Origin of the sequence: Streptomyces sp. NPDC047917, from assembly GCF_043204345.1 — a bacterium.
Lineage (GTDB): Bacteria > Actinomycetota > Actinomycetes > Streptomycetales > Streptomycetaceae > Streptomyces > Streptomyces sanglieri.
In genome coordinates this window covers 12288-27967 of record NZ_JBIDCA010000002.1, presented here as the reverse complement: position 1 = coordinate 27967, position 15680 = coordinate 12288, and the positions used below count along the sequence as shown (strand labels likewise).

The 15680-nt window shown below is 71.4% G+C and carries 15 protein-coding genes; 9 read left to right on the top strand and 6 right to left on the bottom strand.

The window, feature by feature from the left end; translation table 11 throughout:
* Positions 1-26: 26 nt before the first annotated feature.
* A complete protein-coding gene (locus tag ACGF8B_RS03905) occupies positions 27-1172 on the bottom strand; it encodes a cystathionine gamma-synthase (RefSeq protein ID WP_392734537.1) in 1146 nt (381 codons plus the stop codon).
* A gap of 69 nt (positions 1173-1241) precedes the next feature.
* Between ACGF8B_RS03905 and ACGF8B_RS03900 the strand changes: the two genes are divergently transcribed.
* The 6 genes from ACGF8B_RS03900 to ACGF8B_RS03875 all read left to right on the top strand — a co-directional run bounded on the left by ACGF8B_RS03900 (position 1242) and on the right by ACGF8B_RS03875 (position 7869).
* A complete protein-coding gene (locus tag ACGF8B_RS03900) occupies positions 1242-2345 on the top strand; it encodes a hypothetical protein (protein WP_392734534.1) in 1104 nt (367 codons plus the stop codon).
* A gap of 85 nt (positions 2346-2430) precedes the next feature.
* Positions 2431-3096 carry a peptide-methionine (S)-S-oxide reductase MsrA gene (gene msrA / locus ACGF8B_RS03895; protein WP_392734532.1) on the top strand — a complete coding sequence of 222 codons (666 nt, stop codon included), beginning with the start codon at positions 2431-2433 and terminating at the stop codon, positions 3094-3096.
* A 286-nt stretch (positions 3097-3382) separates the two neighbouring features.
* On the top strand, positions 3383-4246 hold the full coding sequence (locus ACGF8B_RS03890; protein WP_392734529.1) for an alpha/beta fold hydrolase: 864 nt from the start codon (positions 3383-3385) through the stop codon (positions 4244-4246).
* A gap of 114 nt (positions 4247-4360) precedes the next feature.
* A complete protein-coding gene (locus ACGF8B_RS03885; RefSeq protein ID WP_392734527.1) occupies positions 4361-4759 on the top strand; it encodes a YrdB family protein in 399 nt (132 codons plus the stop codon).
* A 667-nt stretch (positions 4760-5426) separates the two neighbouring features.
* Positions 5427-6032, top strand: a complete 606-nt coding sequence (locus tag ACGF8B_RS03880; protein WP_392734525.1) for a tectonin domain-containing protein — start codon at positions 5427-5429, stop codon at positions 6030-6032.
* Positions 6033-6264: 232 nt separating this feature from the next.
* Positions 6265-7869 (top strand): translation initiation factor IF-2 N-terminal domain-containing protein, encoded by a 1605-nt coding sequence (locus ACGF8B_RS03875; RefSeq protein ID WP_392734523.1) that lies wholly within the window; start codon positions 6265-6267, stop codon positions 7867-7869.
* A 107-nt stretch (positions 7870-7976) separates the two neighbouring features.
* On the opposite strand, the gene gdhA is transcribed toward ACGF8B_RS03875, so the two are convergent.
* On the bottom strand, positions 7977-9356 hold the full coding sequence (gene gdhA, locus ACGF8B_RS03870; RefSeq protein ID WP_259929851.1) for an NADP-specific glutamate dehydrogenase: 1380 nt from the start codon (positions 9354-9356) through the stop codon (positions 7977-7979).
* 209 nt (positions 9357-9565) lie between these two features.
* A complete protein-coding gene (locus ACGF8B_RS03865) occupies positions 9566-9733 on the bottom strand; it encodes a hypothetical protein (RefSeq protein WP_392734521.1) in 168 nt (55 codons plus the stop codon).
* A gap of 315 nt (positions 9734-10048) precedes the next feature.
* Between ACGF8B_RS03865 and ACGF8B_RS03860 the strand changes: the two genes are divergently transcribed.
* Positions 10049-11602 (top strand): hypothetical protein, encoded by a 1554-nt coding sequence (locus tag ACGF8B_RS03860; protein ID WP_392735465.1) that lies wholly within the window; start codon positions 10049-10051, stop codon positions 11600-11602.
* A 126-nt stretch (positions 11603-11728) separates the two neighbouring features.
* On the opposite strand, the gene ACGF8B_RS03855 is transcribed toward ACGF8B_RS03860, so the two are convergent.
* Positions 11729-12241: a hypothetical protein gene (locus tag ACGF8B_RS03855; protein ID WP_392734519.1), complete on the bottom strand. Its 513-nt coding sequence runs from the start codon at positions 12239-12241 to the stop codon at positions 11729-11731.
* 222 nt (positions 12242-12463) lie between these two features.
* On the opposite strand from ACGF8B_RS03855, the gene ACGF8B_RS03850 reads away from it, so the two are divergent.
* Positions 12464-12934 (top strand): RDD family protein, encoded by a 471-nt coding sequence (locus tag ACGF8B_RS03850; protein ID WP_392735463.1) that lies wholly within the window; start codon positions 12464-12466, stop codon positions 12932-12934.
* A gap of 277 nt (positions 12935-13211) precedes the next feature.
* Here ACGF8B_RS03850 and ACGF8B_RS03845 read toward each other — a convergent pair whose 3' ends face one another.
* On the bottom strand, positions 13212-14459 hold the full coding sequence (locus ACGF8B_RS03845) for an Ig-like domain-containing protein (protein ID WP_392734517.1): 1248 nt from the start codon (positions 14457-14459) through the stop codon (positions 13212-13214).
* Between the two features lie 294 nt (positions 14460-14753).
* Entirely contained in the window at positions 14754-15137 is a 384-nt protein-coding gene (locus ACGF8B_RS03840) for a hypothetical protein (protein WP_392734515.1), read from the bottom strand.
* A 118-nt stretch (positions 15138-15255) separates the two neighbouring features.
* Here ACGF8B_RS03840 and ACGF8B_RS03835 point away from each other — a divergent pair, with 118 nt between their 5' ends.
* Positions 15256-15534: a hypothetical protein gene (locus tag ACGF8B_RS03835; RefSeq protein ID WP_392734512.1), complete on the top strand. Its 279-nt coding sequence runs from the start codon at positions 15256-15258 to the stop codon at positions 15532-15534.
* Positions 15535-15680 lie beyond the last annotated feature (146 nt).

Genomic DNA, 15680 nt, shown 5'->3' with positions numbered 1-15680 from the left:
CCGCCCGGCGTTCTTCGCTCTCCGGACTAGCCGAGCGCCTGCGTGAGGTCGGCCAGCAGGTCGTCGGCGTTCTCGATGCCGACGGAGACGCGGACCAGGTCGGCCGGCACCTCCAGCGGGGAGCCCGCCGCCGAGGCGTGCGTCATCCGGCCCGGGTGCTCCACCAGCGACTCGACGCCGCCCAGCGACTCACCGAGGGTGAACAGCTTCGCCCGGTTGCAGACCTGGACCGCGGCCTCCTCGCCGCCCTCGACGCGGAAGGACACCATGCCGCCGAACGCCTTCATCTGCTTGGCGGCGATCTCGTGGCCGGGGTGCTCGGGCAGCCCCGGGTAGAGGACCTGGGTCACCTTGGGGTGCCGGGTCAGCAGATCGGCGACCTTGGTGGCGTTCTCGCTGTGCCGGTCCATGCGGACCGCCAGGGTCTTGATTCCGCGCAGCACCAGCCAGGCGTCGAACGGTCCGGCTACCGCACCCATCGCGTTCTGGTGGTACGCCAACTCCTCGGCCAGTTCCGGGTCGTTGACGATCAGCGCGCCACCGACGACGTCCGAGTGGCCGCCCATGTACTTGGTGGTGGAGTGCACCACCACATCGGCGCCCAGGGCCAGGGGCTGCTGGAGGTAGGGGCTGGCGAAGGTGTTGTCGACGACCAGGCGGGCACCCGCGGCGCGGGCCACCCCGGCGATCGCGGCGATGTCGGTGATGCCGAGCAGCGGGTTGGACGGGGTCTCCACCCAGACCGCCTTCGTGCGCGGGGTGATCGCCGCCCGTACCGCCGCCACGTCCGAGGTGTCGGCGACGGAGAACTCGACGCCCCACCGCGAGACGACCTTCGCGAACAGCCGGAAGGTGCCGCCGTAGGCGTCGTTCGGGATGACCACGTGGTCGCCGGGGGTCAGCAGCGTACGGAGCAGGCAGTCCTCGGCGGCGAGGCCGGAGGCGAAGGCCAGTCCGCGCCGGCCGCCCTCCAGGGCCGCGAGGTTCTCCTCCAGGGCGGTACGGGTCGGGTTGGCGCTGCGGCTGTACTCGTAGCCGCCGCGCAGTCCGCCCACCCCGTCCTGCTTGTACGTGGACACCTGGTAGATGGGCGGGACGACGGCGCCGGTGAGGGGGTCGGCGGTGTTTCCCGCGTGGACCGCGAGGGTTTCGAAGCTGTGCTGGTCGCTCATGGGGCCAGAGCGTAGTTCGTCGCGAGGGCGCCCACCGGACTACCGGGCCGTCCGGTGACAATGGGAGGTATGGAGATTCTCTGGTTCCTGATCGCCCTGTGCATGCTCGCGGCCGTCGTCGGCCCCTTCGTGCTGCGCCGCCGGGGCGGAATCCGGCAGGTCGCGCCGGGTTCCCCGGACGCCGCGGACCCGGACGCCTACGGCTTCGTGCGCCAGGAGGAGCTGGACATCCGGCTGCCGGGCCCGGACCAGGACCTCCTGGACGTGCTCGATGTGGTGCAGCGTTCCCAGGACTGGCGGGCGGCCTCGCAGCTGCTGGCCGGTACGCCCAAGGAGGGCGAGGTGCGGTGGCAGCGGGTGCAGGCGTTCGCCGGGGCCGCCTCGCTGGAGCTGGCGCAGCAGCCCGGGGTCGGTGGTGCGTGGCTGCGCAGGTGGCGGGCCGAGGCGCCGAAGGACGCGGGCGGCGCGGCGGTGCACGCCGAGTTCCTGGTGCAGCAGGCGTGGCGTTCGTCGACCGCGGGGACGGACGACTTCCGGATCATCCTGGAGGAGGCCCGTACGGTCTGCGGCGAGGCGGCGCTGCTGGCGCCGGGCGACCCCGTTCCGTACCTCACCGAACTGGCCGTCTCCCGCGGACTCGGGTACTCCCACGAGGAGTTCGACCTGCTCTGGGCGAAGGTGATGGACCGCGCCCCGGCCCACATGGGCGCGCACATCGCGGCCCTGCACTTCTGGTGCGAGAAGTGGCACGGTTCGCGCGAGGAGGCCGACCGCTTCGCCACCGCGGCCGCCGCCCGCGCCCCGCAGGGCTCGCTGCTGGCCGCGCTGCCGCTGTTCGCGGTGTACGAGCACCTGCCCGAGGTCAATCTCGTCCAGGGCTTCTACCGGAGCGCGGTGGTGACCAAGGCGGTCGAGGGCGCCCTGTTCGCGGTGCACGCGGCCCGTCCGGACGACCCGATGCTCGCGCACGTCCGCCATCTCCTGGTCCTCTTCCTGGTCCGGATGGAGCGCTGGTCGGAGGCGATGGCCCAGTTCGTCCACATCGACGGCCACGTGGGCGCCCTGCCGTGGACGCAGGACCCCGACCCGGCCGCCGAGTACACGGTCTACCGGGCGCTGGCGGTGGCCGGCTACGAGGCGAACGGCGGCAGCCCGGCGACGCTGCCGCAGTAGGGCCGCCCCTTCGGGAACGGGCGGAATCCATGACGCCCCCGCCGCGTTGTAAGCACTGCACACCCACCCCAGGAGGAGCCCCCGCATGTTCCTGCAACGCCGCACCCCGCAGCTCCCCACCCCGGAGGAGGCCCTGAAGGGCCGCCCCACTCCCGAATTCACCGTCCCGTCCACCCACACGGTCCTCGGCAACCCCCTGCTGGGCCCGTACCCGGAGGGCCTGGAGGTCGCGGACTTCGCGCTGGGCTGTTTCTGGGGCGCCGAGCGCAAGTTCTGGCAGACGGACGGCGTCTGGACGACCCTGGCCGGCTACCAGGGCGGCTACACCGAGAACCCCGCGTACGAAGAGGTCTGCTCGGGCCTGACCGGCCACACGGAGGCGGTCCGCGTCGTCTTCGACCCGAGGACCGTCTCGTACGACGAGCTGCTGAAGCTCTTCTGGGAGTCCCACGACCCGACCCAGGGCTTCCGCCAGGGCAACGACGTGGGCACCCAGTACCGCTCGGCGATCTACACCCACTCCCCCGCCCAGGAGGCGGCCGTGGCAGCCTCCCGCGACGCCTACCAGAAGGTCCTCACCGCCGCCGGCCACTCCACGATCACCACGGAGATCCTCCCGGCGCGGGGCCGCACGTTCTGGCCCGCGGAGGCGTACCACCAGCAGTACCTCGACAAGAACCCGGCGGGCTACTGCGGCATCGGCGGCACGGGCGTCTCGTGCCCGATCGGGGTGGCTCCGGCCGAGGGCTGACCTGCCCGCCTGCTCGTGGCCGCGGTCGGACATCGGCTGCGGCCCGCCTTCCGGCAGGAGTCCGACACCGGCATCGGCCTCCGTGACCGGGCACGGGCCGGCGGTACTTGCCGGTCCGCGCGGCTTTCCGCTGTTCTGCTCCGGTCGGGCCCCGGCGGGGCGGGGCGGTCCGCTCGACCACGGTGTGGTGGCGGTGTTCCGGCTCCGCCCGGAGTGCCGGAGCGGGGTTGCCGGTGGGGTCTACTCTCGCAGGAGTCGACGTTACTCAGCTTCGGGAGGGTGACCCATGGCCGTGCACGTGACCGTGTGGGACGACCGCGATCAGGTCGCAGGGGGCCGGGCCCCGGCGGCTTCGGCGGCCCCGGTGACCCCAATGGCCCCGGCGGACGCTGCCGCCCCCGCCCTCTTCGTCCACAACATCTTCGCCTGGGGCAGCGACTCCGATTACGGGTTCGCCGCGCAGCGGCCCCTGGCGGACGGCAGACGGCTTCTCCTGATGGACCGCCGGGGTTACGGCGACAGCCCGGACACCGCGCGCAGCGACTTCGACGTCGACGCCGAGGACATCGTGGAGATTCTCGGCGACGGGGTCTCCACCGTGAGGCCCGGCGGCGCCCACCTCGTGGGGCACGGGAACGGCGCCGTCGCCGCGCTCATCGCCGCCGCGCGCCGACCCGACCTCGTCCGCTCCCTCGCCCTCATCCAGCCCTCCGCCTTCACCGCCGCCGCGCACCATCCAGTCGTCGCCGGCCTCCTCGACCGGGTGCGCGACGGCGCCCCGGGCATCCCGGACGACGTCACGCCGGAGCAGTATCTGCGGGCGTCCACCGAGGGGTTGGGGATGGCCGTGCCCGAGCCCACGTCGCGCCGGCTCCGTGCCGTCGCCACCTCCATGAGGGAGCGGCCCGTCTGGGAGGCGGAAATCCCGCTGGAGGCGATCCGGGGCGCCGCCCTGCCGACTCTGGTGATCTGTGGAACCTGGGAGCACGCGCCGGCCGCGTACCGCGAGCACGTGGGGCTCCCGCTCATGGCCGTGGCCGAGTCCCTCACGGACTCCCTCGGGGGCCGCCTCCTGCGGGTGCCGGGGTACTACCCGCACACCCAGGAACCCGCCGTCGTCAACGCCGCCCTGCGGGAGTTCTGGGGCTGACCGGTACCGCTTCGGCTGCCGGCACCGCACTCCATCGGCCCCGCCCGGCACCCGCCCGGTGACGTTTCCGGTCGGGCCGACCACCGACCGCCCTACGAGAAGGAGCTCCCATCGATGGCGAGCGAAGACCGCGGCACTGCCGTCCCCCATGCCGGGCGCCCCTGGTTCATGGCCAACGAACTTCTCGCGTTCGTCGTCGAGTTGGCGGCGCTGGCCGCGCTGGCCCGGTGGGGTTTCGCCACCGGTGACGGGGTGGCCGGTCGGCTGCTCCTGGGGGTCGGGACTCCCGTTGCCGCCGCCGTGGTCTGGGGGATGTTCGCCGCGCCCCGGGCCCGCTTCCGGCCCCCGCTCGTGGGGGTCCTGCTGGTCAAGGCGGTGGTGCTCGGGGGTGGTGTGTACGCGGTGCATGCCGTGGGGGACTCGGTGGCGGCGGTGTGCTTCGGGGTGGTGGTGGTCGTGAACACGGGGCTTGCGGAGACCTTCCGGCGTCGCCTGACGGTGGCGGCCGGCTGATGTGACCGTGTCGCTCGCGGAGTTCGCCGGGGCGTCCGGGCCCGTCCCGCAGGACCCGGATCACCACGGCGTTCCAGGTGGTGGAGAGCAGGCCGAAGGTGTGGCGGGCGCGGCAGCCGACTGGTGGCCACGCCGCCCGCGTCGGCCGCCTTGCCGGGGGCGAAGGCGGCGCCCGTCTCCTGGAGGACGAGCAAGTCCGGAGCTCTCCCTGGTCCTGACGCGCGACCGCGTGCGGCCGGCAGACAGGTGGGAGCGATGGGCGTACGACACCCTCTGCTCTCAGCTGTCGGCCAGGAAAGTGAATCCTGCCCAGCGAACATCCGGAGGAGATATCACGCGGAGCCGCTTCCGGCTCTTGGCTCCCGGCTCCAGGCCGGTGGCCGGTGGCCCTACGAAGAGACTGTCGAGTTCATGCGGGTCTACGCGGATACCGCCCCGAAGAGACTCCGGTCTGCACCGGCTGCTCACCGTCACAGCAGCACACATGGCCCTAATCGCGCGGCTCCCGGTCGGACCGGCTTGCCTGTCGGCCGCTCCGCGAGGGTGACGAGGGGGTCGGATGCGCGTGGAAGTCAAGTGAGCCACGCCTGCGATTCCTCGTAAGTGTGGCTCTCTTTGGGCCATATGCCGCACCGCCACCGCCGCACCGCCCCCGCGGAGCGAGGGGGTGCCGCAAGACGAAACGGCAATTTTCAGACCATTGCATCAGTCAGCTCGGGTATCCGCCCGTTTGCCTGGACTCGTTCCTGTCGACCACTCAGATGCACATCCGCGTTGGAAGGTTGGAAGGAACGAGGCAAACATGGCTCACTGGCAGAAGATTCCTGGAGGGCTCACGGCGATCTCGGCCGGGTCCAGGACCAATGTGTGGGGCGTCAACGCCAACGCCAACATCTACCGGTTCACCGGAGACGACGCCAACCCCTGGGTCCAGATCCCCGGCGGCCTCACCGACATCGGCGCGGCAGCCGACGGCACCGTATGGGGCGTCAACTCCGCAGGAAGCATCTACCGCTACACCGGCGACCAGGGCGACACCAACCACTGGAAGAAGATCCCCGGCGGCCTCACCCGCATCTCGGCCGGCTCCAGAACCAACGTGTGGGGCGTCAACGCCAACGCCAACATCTACCGGTTCACCGGAGACGACGCCAACCCCTGGGTCCAGATCCCCGGTGCCCTGACCGACATCGGCGCGGCAGCCGACGGCACCGTATGGGGCGTCAACTCCGCAGGAAGCATCTACCGCTACACCGGCGACCAGGCAGGCTGAGCCACCCCGCCATCGGCGCTCGCAGGCTCCCCGTCCCTGGCGGACGGGGAGCCGTTTGCTTCCCCGCCCCTTCTGGCCGCGAGAAGAACCACATCGTCCAGGGCCACGTCGTGGTCCCGCCGCACCCTCCGCTCGTGGCGTCGTGAGGCGGGTGACGGAGAACACCCGGATAGGGGAAGATACTCACCAGGGGTACGGAACTGGCAGGCCACCCTCGGTGAGGAGCGATCGCATGGCACGGGTCCGGGTGTACGAGCTCGCCAAGGAGTTCGGGATCGAGAACAAGGTCGTCATGGCCGAGCTCCAGCAGTTGGGGGTGCCCGTCCGCTCCGCTTCCTCGACGATCGAGGCCCAGCACGTGCGCAGGCTGATCGACGCCCTCTCCGCCCCCGGACAGGCAAGAGGTTCCGCCCGGATGGGACCACGATCGCCTCAGCCTGCTTCCCCCGGGCCTGTGGCCCGCCCGGCGCGGAGGGCCGACACCCCTTCCGCGGAGATTCCCAGAGGTTCGAAGACGCGCGTCTACGAGCTGGCCAAGGAGTTCGAAATGGAGAACAAGGTCGTCCTGGCCAAGCTCCAGGAGATGGGCGCTTTTGTCCGCTCCGCCTCTTCGACCCTTGAACCCTCCGTCGAGTCCAGGCTTCGGGATGTCCTCGCCCAGCCCGTCTCTCCCCACCGGGTGACCGGCCCCGACGTATCGCCCGGCCCACGCGGTGCGTCGACTTCCCTCAACGCCCCCACAGGACCTTCCACGACGCTGCGGCCCCGGAGCGGCGCGCCGGTCCCCAAACCGTCAGACGTTTTCGCGACGAGGGCAGGCGCGCGCGCCACGAGCCCACGAGAAATGCGGCACCAGGAGAGTGCGCGCACCCGCCCCGAAAGCACGGAGAGCTACCCCCCGAGCTGGGTCACGGAGTCACAGATCAAACCGCTGCGGCGTTTCGATCCGACGTCCATCGGCCCGTACGAAGTGCTGGGACGGCTCGGTCGCGGCGGAATGGGCCAGGTCTACCTCGGCCGGTCCCGTGCCGGGCGGCTCGCCGCGATCAAGGTGATCAAGGAAGAATTCGCCGGCGACCGGGAGTTCCGCAAGCGCTTCGTACGCGAGGTCTCCGCGGCGAAGAGCGTGAGCGGGGTCTACACCGCGGCCGTCATCGCCGATGACGCGGAAGCGGAGATGCCATGGCTGGCAACCGCCTACGTCTCGGCGCCGTCACTCGACCATCTCGTCACCACGTGCGGGCCGCTGCCCGTGAAGGCGGCGAGGTGGCTGGCAGCCGGGGTCATCGAGGCGCTTGAGTCCATCCACGACGCCGGGATCATCCATCGCGATCTGAAGCCCTCGAACATTCTCGTGGCCCTGGACGGTCCGAGAGTCATCGACTTCGGTCTCGCGCAGGCAGCGGCGTCGAGCCGGATGACCGCCTCGCACGCCACTCTCGGGACCCCTGCCTACATGTCTCCGGAGCAGGTACAGGACAGCCGCCGGGTCACCACGGCCAGCGACGTGTACTCGCTCGGGTCGATCCTCGTCTACGCCACCACCGGTCACACCCCGTACCCCGGTGAGAGCCCGTGGATGATCTTTCGGCAGCTGCTGGACGCGGCTCCAGACCTCTCGGGGCTGCCCGATGAAATCGAGGGCGTCGTGAGGTCGTGCATGCGACCGGACCCCGCGCGGCGTCCTTCGCTCGGTGCACTCCTCGCCGAACTGACCCAGCACCTCCGGCCGGAACGCCTGGACACCTACAGCACTTCGACGCTGCTGCCCGAGACGGCCTATCGCTTTCTCAAGTTCTACGACGCCAGGCAGTACGAGGGAAGTTTCCTGCGCTGAACAACGCGGCCTCTGAACGACGCGGCCGGGAACCGGAGACGCCGCGGCGGCCCGGCCGCCCCCTCATCCCGAGAGGACGGCCGGCCGCAGTCGCACCGGGTGCCGGATCAGATCAGGCCCTGGGCCAGCATCGCGTCCGCGACCAGTTCGAAGCCGGCGATGTTGGCGCCGACCACGTAGTTGCCGGGGCTGCCGTAGCGCTCGGCGGTGGTGTAGCAGGAGTCGTGGATGTGGCGCATGATCTCCGCGAGGCGCTCCTCGGTGTGGGAGAAGGTCCAGGAGTCGCGCGAGGCGTTCTGCTGCATCTCCAGGGCGCTGGTGGCCACGCCGCCCGCGTTGGCCGCCTTGCCGGGGGCGAAGGCGACGCCCGCCTCCTGGAGGACGCGTACGGCCTCCGGCGTGGTGGGCATGTTGGCGCCCTCGGCGACCGCCTTCACGCCGTTGCGCACCAGGGCCAGCGCGTCGGCCTCGTGGAGCTCGTTCTGGGTGGCGCAGGGCAGGGCCACGTCGCAGGGGACGTTCCAGACGCCGGTGCCGGGGACGTACTTGACGTGCTCGCCGCGGCGTTCCGCGTACTCGGAGACGCGGCCGCGGCCGGCCTCCTTGATCTCCTTGAGGAGGGCGAGGTCGATGCCCTTCTCGTCCACGATGTAGCCGTCGGAGTCGGAGCAGGTCAGCACGGTCGCGCCGAGCTGCTGGGCCTTCTCGATCGCGTAGATCGCGACATTGCCGGAGCCGGAGACGACGATGCGCTGGCCGTCGAGGGACTCGCCCCGGCTGCGCAGCATCTCGGCGGTGAACATGACACAGCCGTAGCCGGTCGCCTCGGTCCGTGCCTGGGCGCCGCCCCAGCCGAGGCCCTTTCCGGTGAGGACGCCGGACTCGTAGCGGTTGGTGATCCGCTTGTACTGGCCGAACAGGTAGCCGATCTCCCGGCCGCCGACGCCGATGTCACCGGCGGGGACGTCGGTGTACTCACCGAGGTGGCGGTGGAGCTCGGTCATGAACGACTGGCAGAACCGCATGATCTCGGCGTCCGAGCGGCCCTTGGGGTCGAAGTCCGCGCCGCCCTTGCCGCCACCGATGGGCATGCCGGTGAGCGCGTTCTTGAAGATCTGCTCGAAACCGAGGAACTTCACGATGCCGAGGTTGACCGAGGGGTGGAAGCGCAGCCCGCCCTTGTACGGGCCAAGCGAGCTGGAGAACTCGACCCGGAAACCGCGGTTGACGTGGATGTCGCCGGAGTCGTCCGACCACGGCACCCGGAAGATGAGCTGGCGCTCCGGCTCGCAGACGCGCTCGATGATCCTGGCGTCCACGAACTCCGGTCGCTTCGCGAGGACCGGGCCGAGGGTCTCCAGGACCTCCCGTACCGCCTGGTGGAATTCCTTCTCGCCCTGGTTGCGCCGGAGGATCTCGGCGTACAGCGGCTCGATGACGCGGCTCTCGGTGGCGTGCGGGGTTACGGAATCAGGGGTGGCCTGCATCAGGTCAAGACCTTCCGTCGGTGGGCATGCGCGCGAAGACGCCCCCCGTCCCGGGGGGCGCCGGCGGTCCCCCTCCCCATTGAGGGCGTCGCCCAGACATCGCACGCTCTGCGGCTCACGGAAGCGACGTACAGAACCGTTGTGGCCCACCCATTGTCCCAGTAGCTCCGGAGATCCTTTCAAGGGGACCGGCGCAAGAGATCCGGCCGCTACGCGCGCGCCTCGCGGCGCAGCATCCACAGCCCCGTCCCGGACGCGAGGACGACCAGCCCCGAGACCACGCTCAGCACGATGTGCAGGGCGTTGTTCTCCATCAGGTTGAGCGAGACGTTCGCGGCGACCGCGGCGCAGAGCACGAACCAGAGCAGTGCCTTCATGGGGTTCCTCCGTGTGGGTGGCCGGTGATGCCCTCCGGCCGGGTGATGTCTCCATTCTGTCGTCGGGCGGCGGTCGCCACGATGGGCCGGTCCCCCGGTTCCGTGGTGTAGCCAGCTGTACCGCCGGCCCGTGCGCCGGGCTCCCGGCCCGGTCCGGACGGCCCCACTAGGGTTCGCCGGGTGGGGATCACCGAGAGCACCGCACCGCGCGAGAAGGAACGCGACCGGGAGGACGGGCCGGAGAGCAGGCGCGAGGACGGGCCGGAGGACGGCCGCGCGTTCGCCGGTGCGGCCGGGGCCCCGGGGCGGTGGCGGGTGCCGGGGATCGCGGTGCTCGTCGTGGTGCCGCTGTACGTGCTGTGGGCGCTGGTGCTGGCGACCGGCGGCGGTGATCTGGCGGCGCAGCTCGCCTGGGCCGGATTCGCCTCACGGCATCCGGCGTCCGCGTACAACCTCTCCTGGTACGGAGGGACGCACACCGCCAACTACAGCCTGCTGACCCCGCCGCTCATGGCGGTGTTCGGGGTGCGGGCGGTGACCGTGGCCGCCGGGCTCGGCGGGTCGTGGGCGCTGGGACGGCTCTGTGTACGGAGCGGGGTTCGGTGGCCGGTCGCGGTCGCGGTGCTCGGTTCGCTGACGCTCTGGTGCAATATCGCGTCCGGGCGCACCACGTTCGCGCTGGGCGTCGCGATCGGGCTGGTCGCGCTGCTGTACGTACGGCACCGGGCGGGCTGCGCGGCGGGCTGCGCGGCGCTGGCCACGGCGGCGAGCCCGGTGGCCGGGCTGTTCCTGGTGGTGGCGGGCGCGGCGTACGGGCTGGACCGGCGGTGGCGGCGGGCGGCCGGGCTCGTCGTACCGCCGGTCGTGGTGGTGGCCGCGACGACGCTCGTGTTCCCGTTCACGGGCGAACAGCCCATGGTGGCGGGCAGGTTGTGGATGCCGCTGGCGGCGTGCGCGGCGCTGTGGTTCGCGGCGCCGCGCGGGGGCGGCCTGCGGGTGGTCCGGTTCGCGGGCGCGGTGTACGCGGTCGGCGTCGTCCTGACCTTCCTGGTCGCCTCACCGATCGGGACGAACGTGGAGCGGCTGGTGGGGGTGGCCGGCCCGCCCGTACTGCTGGCGGCGCTGGCGTCCGTCCTGCCCCGGTGGGCGCGGGGCGGGGCGCCGGTGCGGGCGCGGGCCCTGCTGCTCGCCGGGACGCTGGTGTACAACACGGGCTGGCTGATCGACAAGACCGACGACGACCTGCGGGTCTCGACCTCCGTGCCCGCCTGGGCGGAGCACACCGACGGGCTGGTGGCCGAGCTGCGCCGACTCGGCGCCGGGCGGACCCGGGTGGAGGTCGTGCCGGCCCGCAACCACCGCGAGGCGGCTGTACTCGCCCCGTACGTGAACATGGCGCGCGGCTGGAACCGGCAGCTCGACGTGGAGCGCGGGCGGCTGTTCTACGAGGGGCGGCCGGCCCCGGCGGCGTACCGGGCCTGGCTGGACCGGTGGGGTGTGGGCCTGGTCGTGCTGCACGACGGCAGGCCGGACGGACCGGCCGAGACGGAGGCGCGGATCGTCCGGCGCGGCACCGACTGGCTGGAGCCGGTGTGGCGGGACGCCGGGTGGCGGATCTACCGGGTGCGCGGGGCCGTGCCCCTGGTGTCCGCGCCGGGCTCGGTGGTACGCGGGGACGATGCCTCGCTGGTGGTACGGATGCCCGCCGCCGGTTCGGTGACGGTACGGATCGCCCACTCGCCGTGGCTGCGGGTGGACGGCGGCGGGTGCCTGCGGCGGGACGGCGAGTGGACCCGGCTGACGGTGCGGCGGGCCGGGGAGTACCGGCTGGATTCGCGCTACCGGCTGCGGCCGTTCACGTCCTGCTGAGAGGCCGGGTCGGGGCGAGGGAGGAGCGGACCGGTCCTGGTGGGCCGGCTCGGATCGGGCGAGGCGGCCGGGACGGGCCGGCCCGCAGCAGGCTCTGCGCCGGGCCCCGCGGGCCGTCACCCGGCATCAGTCCGCGACGCCGAGGTCCTGGCGCATCAGCTGCCGCATCGTGTCGAGGCAGGGGTCGGCCGCCTTCAGGTTCTCCAGGGCCCGTTCGGCATTCTCGCCGTCGCGGGGCACACCCCGGTCCAGGCGCTTGACGACGGCGTCACCGGCGGCCAGCACCCGGTTGAGATCGCGGGACGCCTGGAGTATCCGCTCGGGCACGATCATCTGCGCCTCGGCGTAGCGGTCGCGGTGGTCCAGACGGGCCTCTTCGAGCTGGGTGCGTTCCTGCTCGGTGTAGACGTCGTCGCGGATGCGGTGCAGGGCGTCCTTGAGGAGGGTGTGGAACTGCCGGGAGGCCCGGTTCATGGCCGTGTACTGGGTGCGCCGCTCCTCGAACTTCCGTCGTTCGTCCGCCAGTCGGGCCTCCTCGGCGCGCTGGCGCACGCCCAGCCGCTGTACGAACACCGGGGCGAGGAGGGTGCCGAGCACCCCGACCACTGCGGTGATCATGGCGGTGATGGCGGCGGTCATGACTGCGAGACTAACGCGGGGCGGCGGACGGCGTACACACGCTTCCCGGGCGCACGGTGACGGCTCATCAGACATGATGCCGTCATGACAATTTCACGGGGGACGGGACGTACCCGGAACCTCCCCGGAGCGCCTCTGCCGACGCCCCGCCCGGCCCTCCCCCCTGCACCGGGGTACCGGGCGGCCCCGCACGCGGCGCGGGTGCCTCCGCGTGCGGGCGACATGCGCCGCTATCTCGCCGTCGGCCTCGACTGCTACCTCTGTCTGGTCACCGTCGGCTTACTCGCCCGGCCGTACGTGGACACGGCCGGGGTCACCGAGGCGGCCGGCCTGCTGCTCGGCCCGGCGCTCGCGTTCTCGTTCCTCAACCATGTGGTCCTCACCGCGCTCACCGGGGCCGGCGCGGGCAAGCTGATCATGGGGATACGGGTGGTCAGACTGCCCGACGCCGGGCGCCCGGGGCCCTGGTCACTGCTGCTGCGCTGGCTGTACGGGCTCTGCTGGCTGCCGCTGCAACCCTGGTACGGGCTGCGCTCGCTCCTCTCGGGCCCCGGCGTCCTGCCCCGTACCTCGCTCTGGAACGGGGGGAACGGTGAGCCGCACACCGATCCACTGGGCCTGCGCCAGGTCCGTCACAGCGACCTCACCGCCCACCGGGCCGCCGTCGCGGCCACCGCGCCCGCCCACCGCTGAGACCGGCCCACGCCCGCCGGCCCGGACCGGCCCCGGCAAGCGCCCTCCCGGACCCCGGGCCTCGCGAGCCCCTGCCCTGTGCCCCGGCCCCGTATGCCCCAACTCCCCTGCCGGGCCGCCGCGTTCTCCGTGATGGCGGGTTGAGGCCACGCTGAGAGCCGGATGGGAAGGCTCACGAACGCCGGAGGCGGCGGCGCCGCGGATCCGAGGGGGATCCGGGTGCCGCCGCCTCCGTACGGGGTTCGGGCCGCGCCGAGGACGGGCGCGTGGGGTCGGGTCAGGCCTGGGAGCCCGCCGTCCACTCGGCCCAGCTCATGTTCCAGCCGTTGAGGCCGTTGTCGGGGGTGATGGTCTTGTCCGGGGAGTTCTTGACGATGACCACGTCGCCGACGAGGGAGTTGTTGTAGAACCAGGCGGCGGGCTGGTTGGCGTCGCCCGCGCCCTTCACGTCGGCGAGGCCGACACAGCCGTGGCTGGTGTTGGCGCTGCCGAAGATCGACCGCGCGCCCCAGTAGTTGCCGTGGATGAAGGTGCCCGAGGTGGACAGCCGCATGGCGTGCGGCACGTCCTTGATGTCGTACTCGCCCTTGCCGTCGTCGTCGGTGAAGCCGACCGTCGCACCGTTCATCCGGGTCTCCTTGAACTTCTCGGAGATCACCATCTGCCCGTTGTACGTGGGGTTGGAGGAGGAGCCGGACGAGATCGGGATGGTCTTGACCGTCTTGCCGTCCTGGGTGACGGTCATCATCTTCGTGTTGGCGTCGACCGTCGAGACCTGGTTGCGGCCGACCTTGAAGGTGACCGTCTTCTGCTGCACACCGAAGACGCCGTCGGCGCCCTCGACGCCGTCCAGCGCCAGCTTCAGCGTGACGGTGGAGCCGCCCTGCCAGTAGTTCTCGGGGCGCAGGTCGAGACGCTGCGAGTTGAACCAGTGGCCGACGACCTGCTGGCCGCTGCTGGACGTCACGGTGATACCGGCCTGGACGGCCTTCTTGTCCGTGATCGCCTTGTTGAAGTTGACCGAGACCGGCATGCCGACGCCGACCGTGGAGCCGTCCTCGGGGGTGAAGTTCCCGATGAAGCTGTTGGCGGGCGAGACGGTGGTGAAGGAGGAGTTCTCGTGCGCCTCGCGGCCCTTGGAGTCCTTCGCCGTCGCGCTGATCTTGTACGTGGTCGAGCGCTCCAGCTGGACGTCCGGCTTCCAGCTCTTGCTGTCGGCGGAGAGCGTGCCCTTGACGGCGTCTCCGGCCGCGGTGGTCATGGTGACCACGGAGAGCGTGCCCTTGGTGACGGTGACCTTGGCGTCGTTGTTGATGCTCGCGTTGGTCGCGCCGTTCTTCGGCGAGATCGCTATCTGGGCTTCCGAGGCGTCCTGGGCCGCTGCCTTGTCGACCTCGGCAGCCTGCGACTTCTTCGAGCCCTCGGCACTGCTGTCCCCGCTGTCGTTGCAGGCGGTGAGCACCAGTACGCCGCCGAGCAGTGCGGACGCGGCCATCAGGCCCCTGCGTCGCTTACTGTCCGTCATCACAAGCTTCTCCATCGTTGCCGAATCCCCAAAAAACCCCGAGCACAACCGCCGTCGACCGGCGAAACCCGTCAATGGTCCTAGAACCCATGGAAAGGGTCCTCCGTTCCACATCCGCGAAAGATGTGGGGAACAACACTCAACGACGCGTCCGCGGCTGCGGTGGTTCCCTGCGCCGATCACGTAGGGGCGGCCGGCGAACGGCACGGCCCCGGACCGCGTACGAAACGGTCCGGGGCCGGTGTTCACCAGCTGCCGGTCCCGCCGCCCGCGGCGACGTGACCGTCGTCGTCCTCACCCATTGTGCGGGACGTCGCCACCGCTCCCGGCGTCGTCGTCCTCGTCCTCCTCGCCGTCCTCGTCGTCGAGGTCCCAGGAGTCCGGGTCGTCGGGGTCGTAGTCGACGCTCTCGCTGCTCCAGGAGGCCTGCGCGAGCTCGACCCCGGGCACCTCGCCGACCAGGTCGAACGGGTCGATGAGGGAGGCCAGCGCCTCCGCGCCGTCCTCCCGTACGGCGCTCTCGGCGCGCGTGCGTTCCTCGGCGGACTCGCCACCCGGTTCCCCGTACTCGGCGGCGATCGATTCGAGAGCGGTGCCGCTGAGGGCGGCGGGGTCCGTGATCTCCAACACCATTTCCACCCGAAGCCGAACAAAGCGTGATGTCTCAGAAGTGCTCATGTGCCGGAGCGTAAGCCGCGCGCACCCCCGGCTCTCCCGCGACCCGCTGCTTTCACCGGAGGGGCGCTAGCATCGGCGCTCATGACTAACTCACGGCCGTGACAAGGGGATCCATTCCGTGGTCATCGCTCGCCGCCCGCTCCTGACCGCCACCGCCGCGGCCACGTTGCTGGCCGCCCTGTGGTTCGTCCCGTCGGCCAACGCCACGGACGAACCGGGCAGCCGGAGCGGGCCGACCACCACCACCGTCGCCGGGGACACCTCGGCCGGTCCGAGGCTGGCCGACACCGGGACGGGCGTCGACACCACCCCGTATCTGATCGGCGGCGTGGCGTTCCTGGGCATCGGGGCAGCACTGCTCTCCCACTCGGCACGCCGCACCGACAACCTCGCCTGAGGACTGCCCCGCCGGGCCCGGGGGCCGAAGGTTCCCACCGCCGAAGCTCAGCCCGGCGCACACCGGCCGACGCCGGTTTTGGCACCCGATTCCCCGAAAAGGGCTCGCACTTCCTCGCCTTTCTCGGCCTGGCCGCCCCCCCCTGG

Bases quoted from the DNA above. Each gene is read 5' to 3' on its own strand.
- msrA (WP_392734532.1), top strand. From the start codon at position 2,431: ATGTTCCTGCAACGCCGCACCCCGCAGCTCCCCACCCCGGAGGAGGCC.
- ACGF8B_RS03850 (WP_392735463.1), top strand. From the start codon at position 12,464: ATGCGCCGCTATCTCGCCGTCGGCCTCGACTGCTACCTCTGTCTGGTC.
- ACGF8B_RS03885 (WP_392734527.1), top strand. From the start codon at position 4,361: ATGGCGAGCGAAGACCGCGGCACTGCCGTCCCCCATGCCGGGCGCCCC.
- ACGF8B_RS03840 (WP_392734515.1), bottom strand. From the start codon at position 15,137: ATGAGCACTTCTGAGACATCACGCTTTGTTCGGCTTCGGGTGGAAATG.
- ACGF8B_RS03905 (WP_392734537.1), bottom strand. From the start codon at position 1,172: ATGAGCGACCAGCACAGCTTCGAAACCCTCGCGGTCCACGCGGGAAAC.
- ACGF8B_RS03900 (WP_392734534.1), top strand. From the start codon at position 1,242: ATGGAGATTCTCTGGTTCCTGATCGCCCTGTGCATGCTCGCGGCCGTC.
- ACGF8B_RS03845 (WP_392734517.1), bottom strand. From the start codon at position 14,459: ATGACGGACAGTAAGCGACGCAGGGGCCTGATGGCCGCGTCCGCACTG.
- ACGF8B_RS03855 (WP_392734519.1), bottom strand. From the start codon at position 12,241: ATGACCGCCGCCATCACCGCCATGATCACCGCAGTGGTCGGGGTGCTC.
- ACGF8B_RS03890 (WP_392734529.1), top strand. From the start codon at position 3,383: ATGGCCGTGCACGTGACCGTGTGGGACGACCGCGATCAGGTCGCAGGG.
- ACGF8B_RS03865 (WP_392734521.1), bottom strand. From the start codon at position 9,733: ATGAAGGCACTGCTCTGGTTCGTGCTCTGCGCCGCGGTCGCCGCGAAC.
- ACGF8B_RS03875 (WP_392734523.1), top strand. From the start codon at position 6,265: ATGGCACGGGTCCGGGTGTACGAGCTCGCCAAGGAGTTCGGGATCGAG.
- gdhA (WP_259929851.1), bottom strand. From the start codon at position 9,356: ATGCAGGCCACCCCTGATTCCGTAACCCCGCACGCCACCGAGAGCCGC.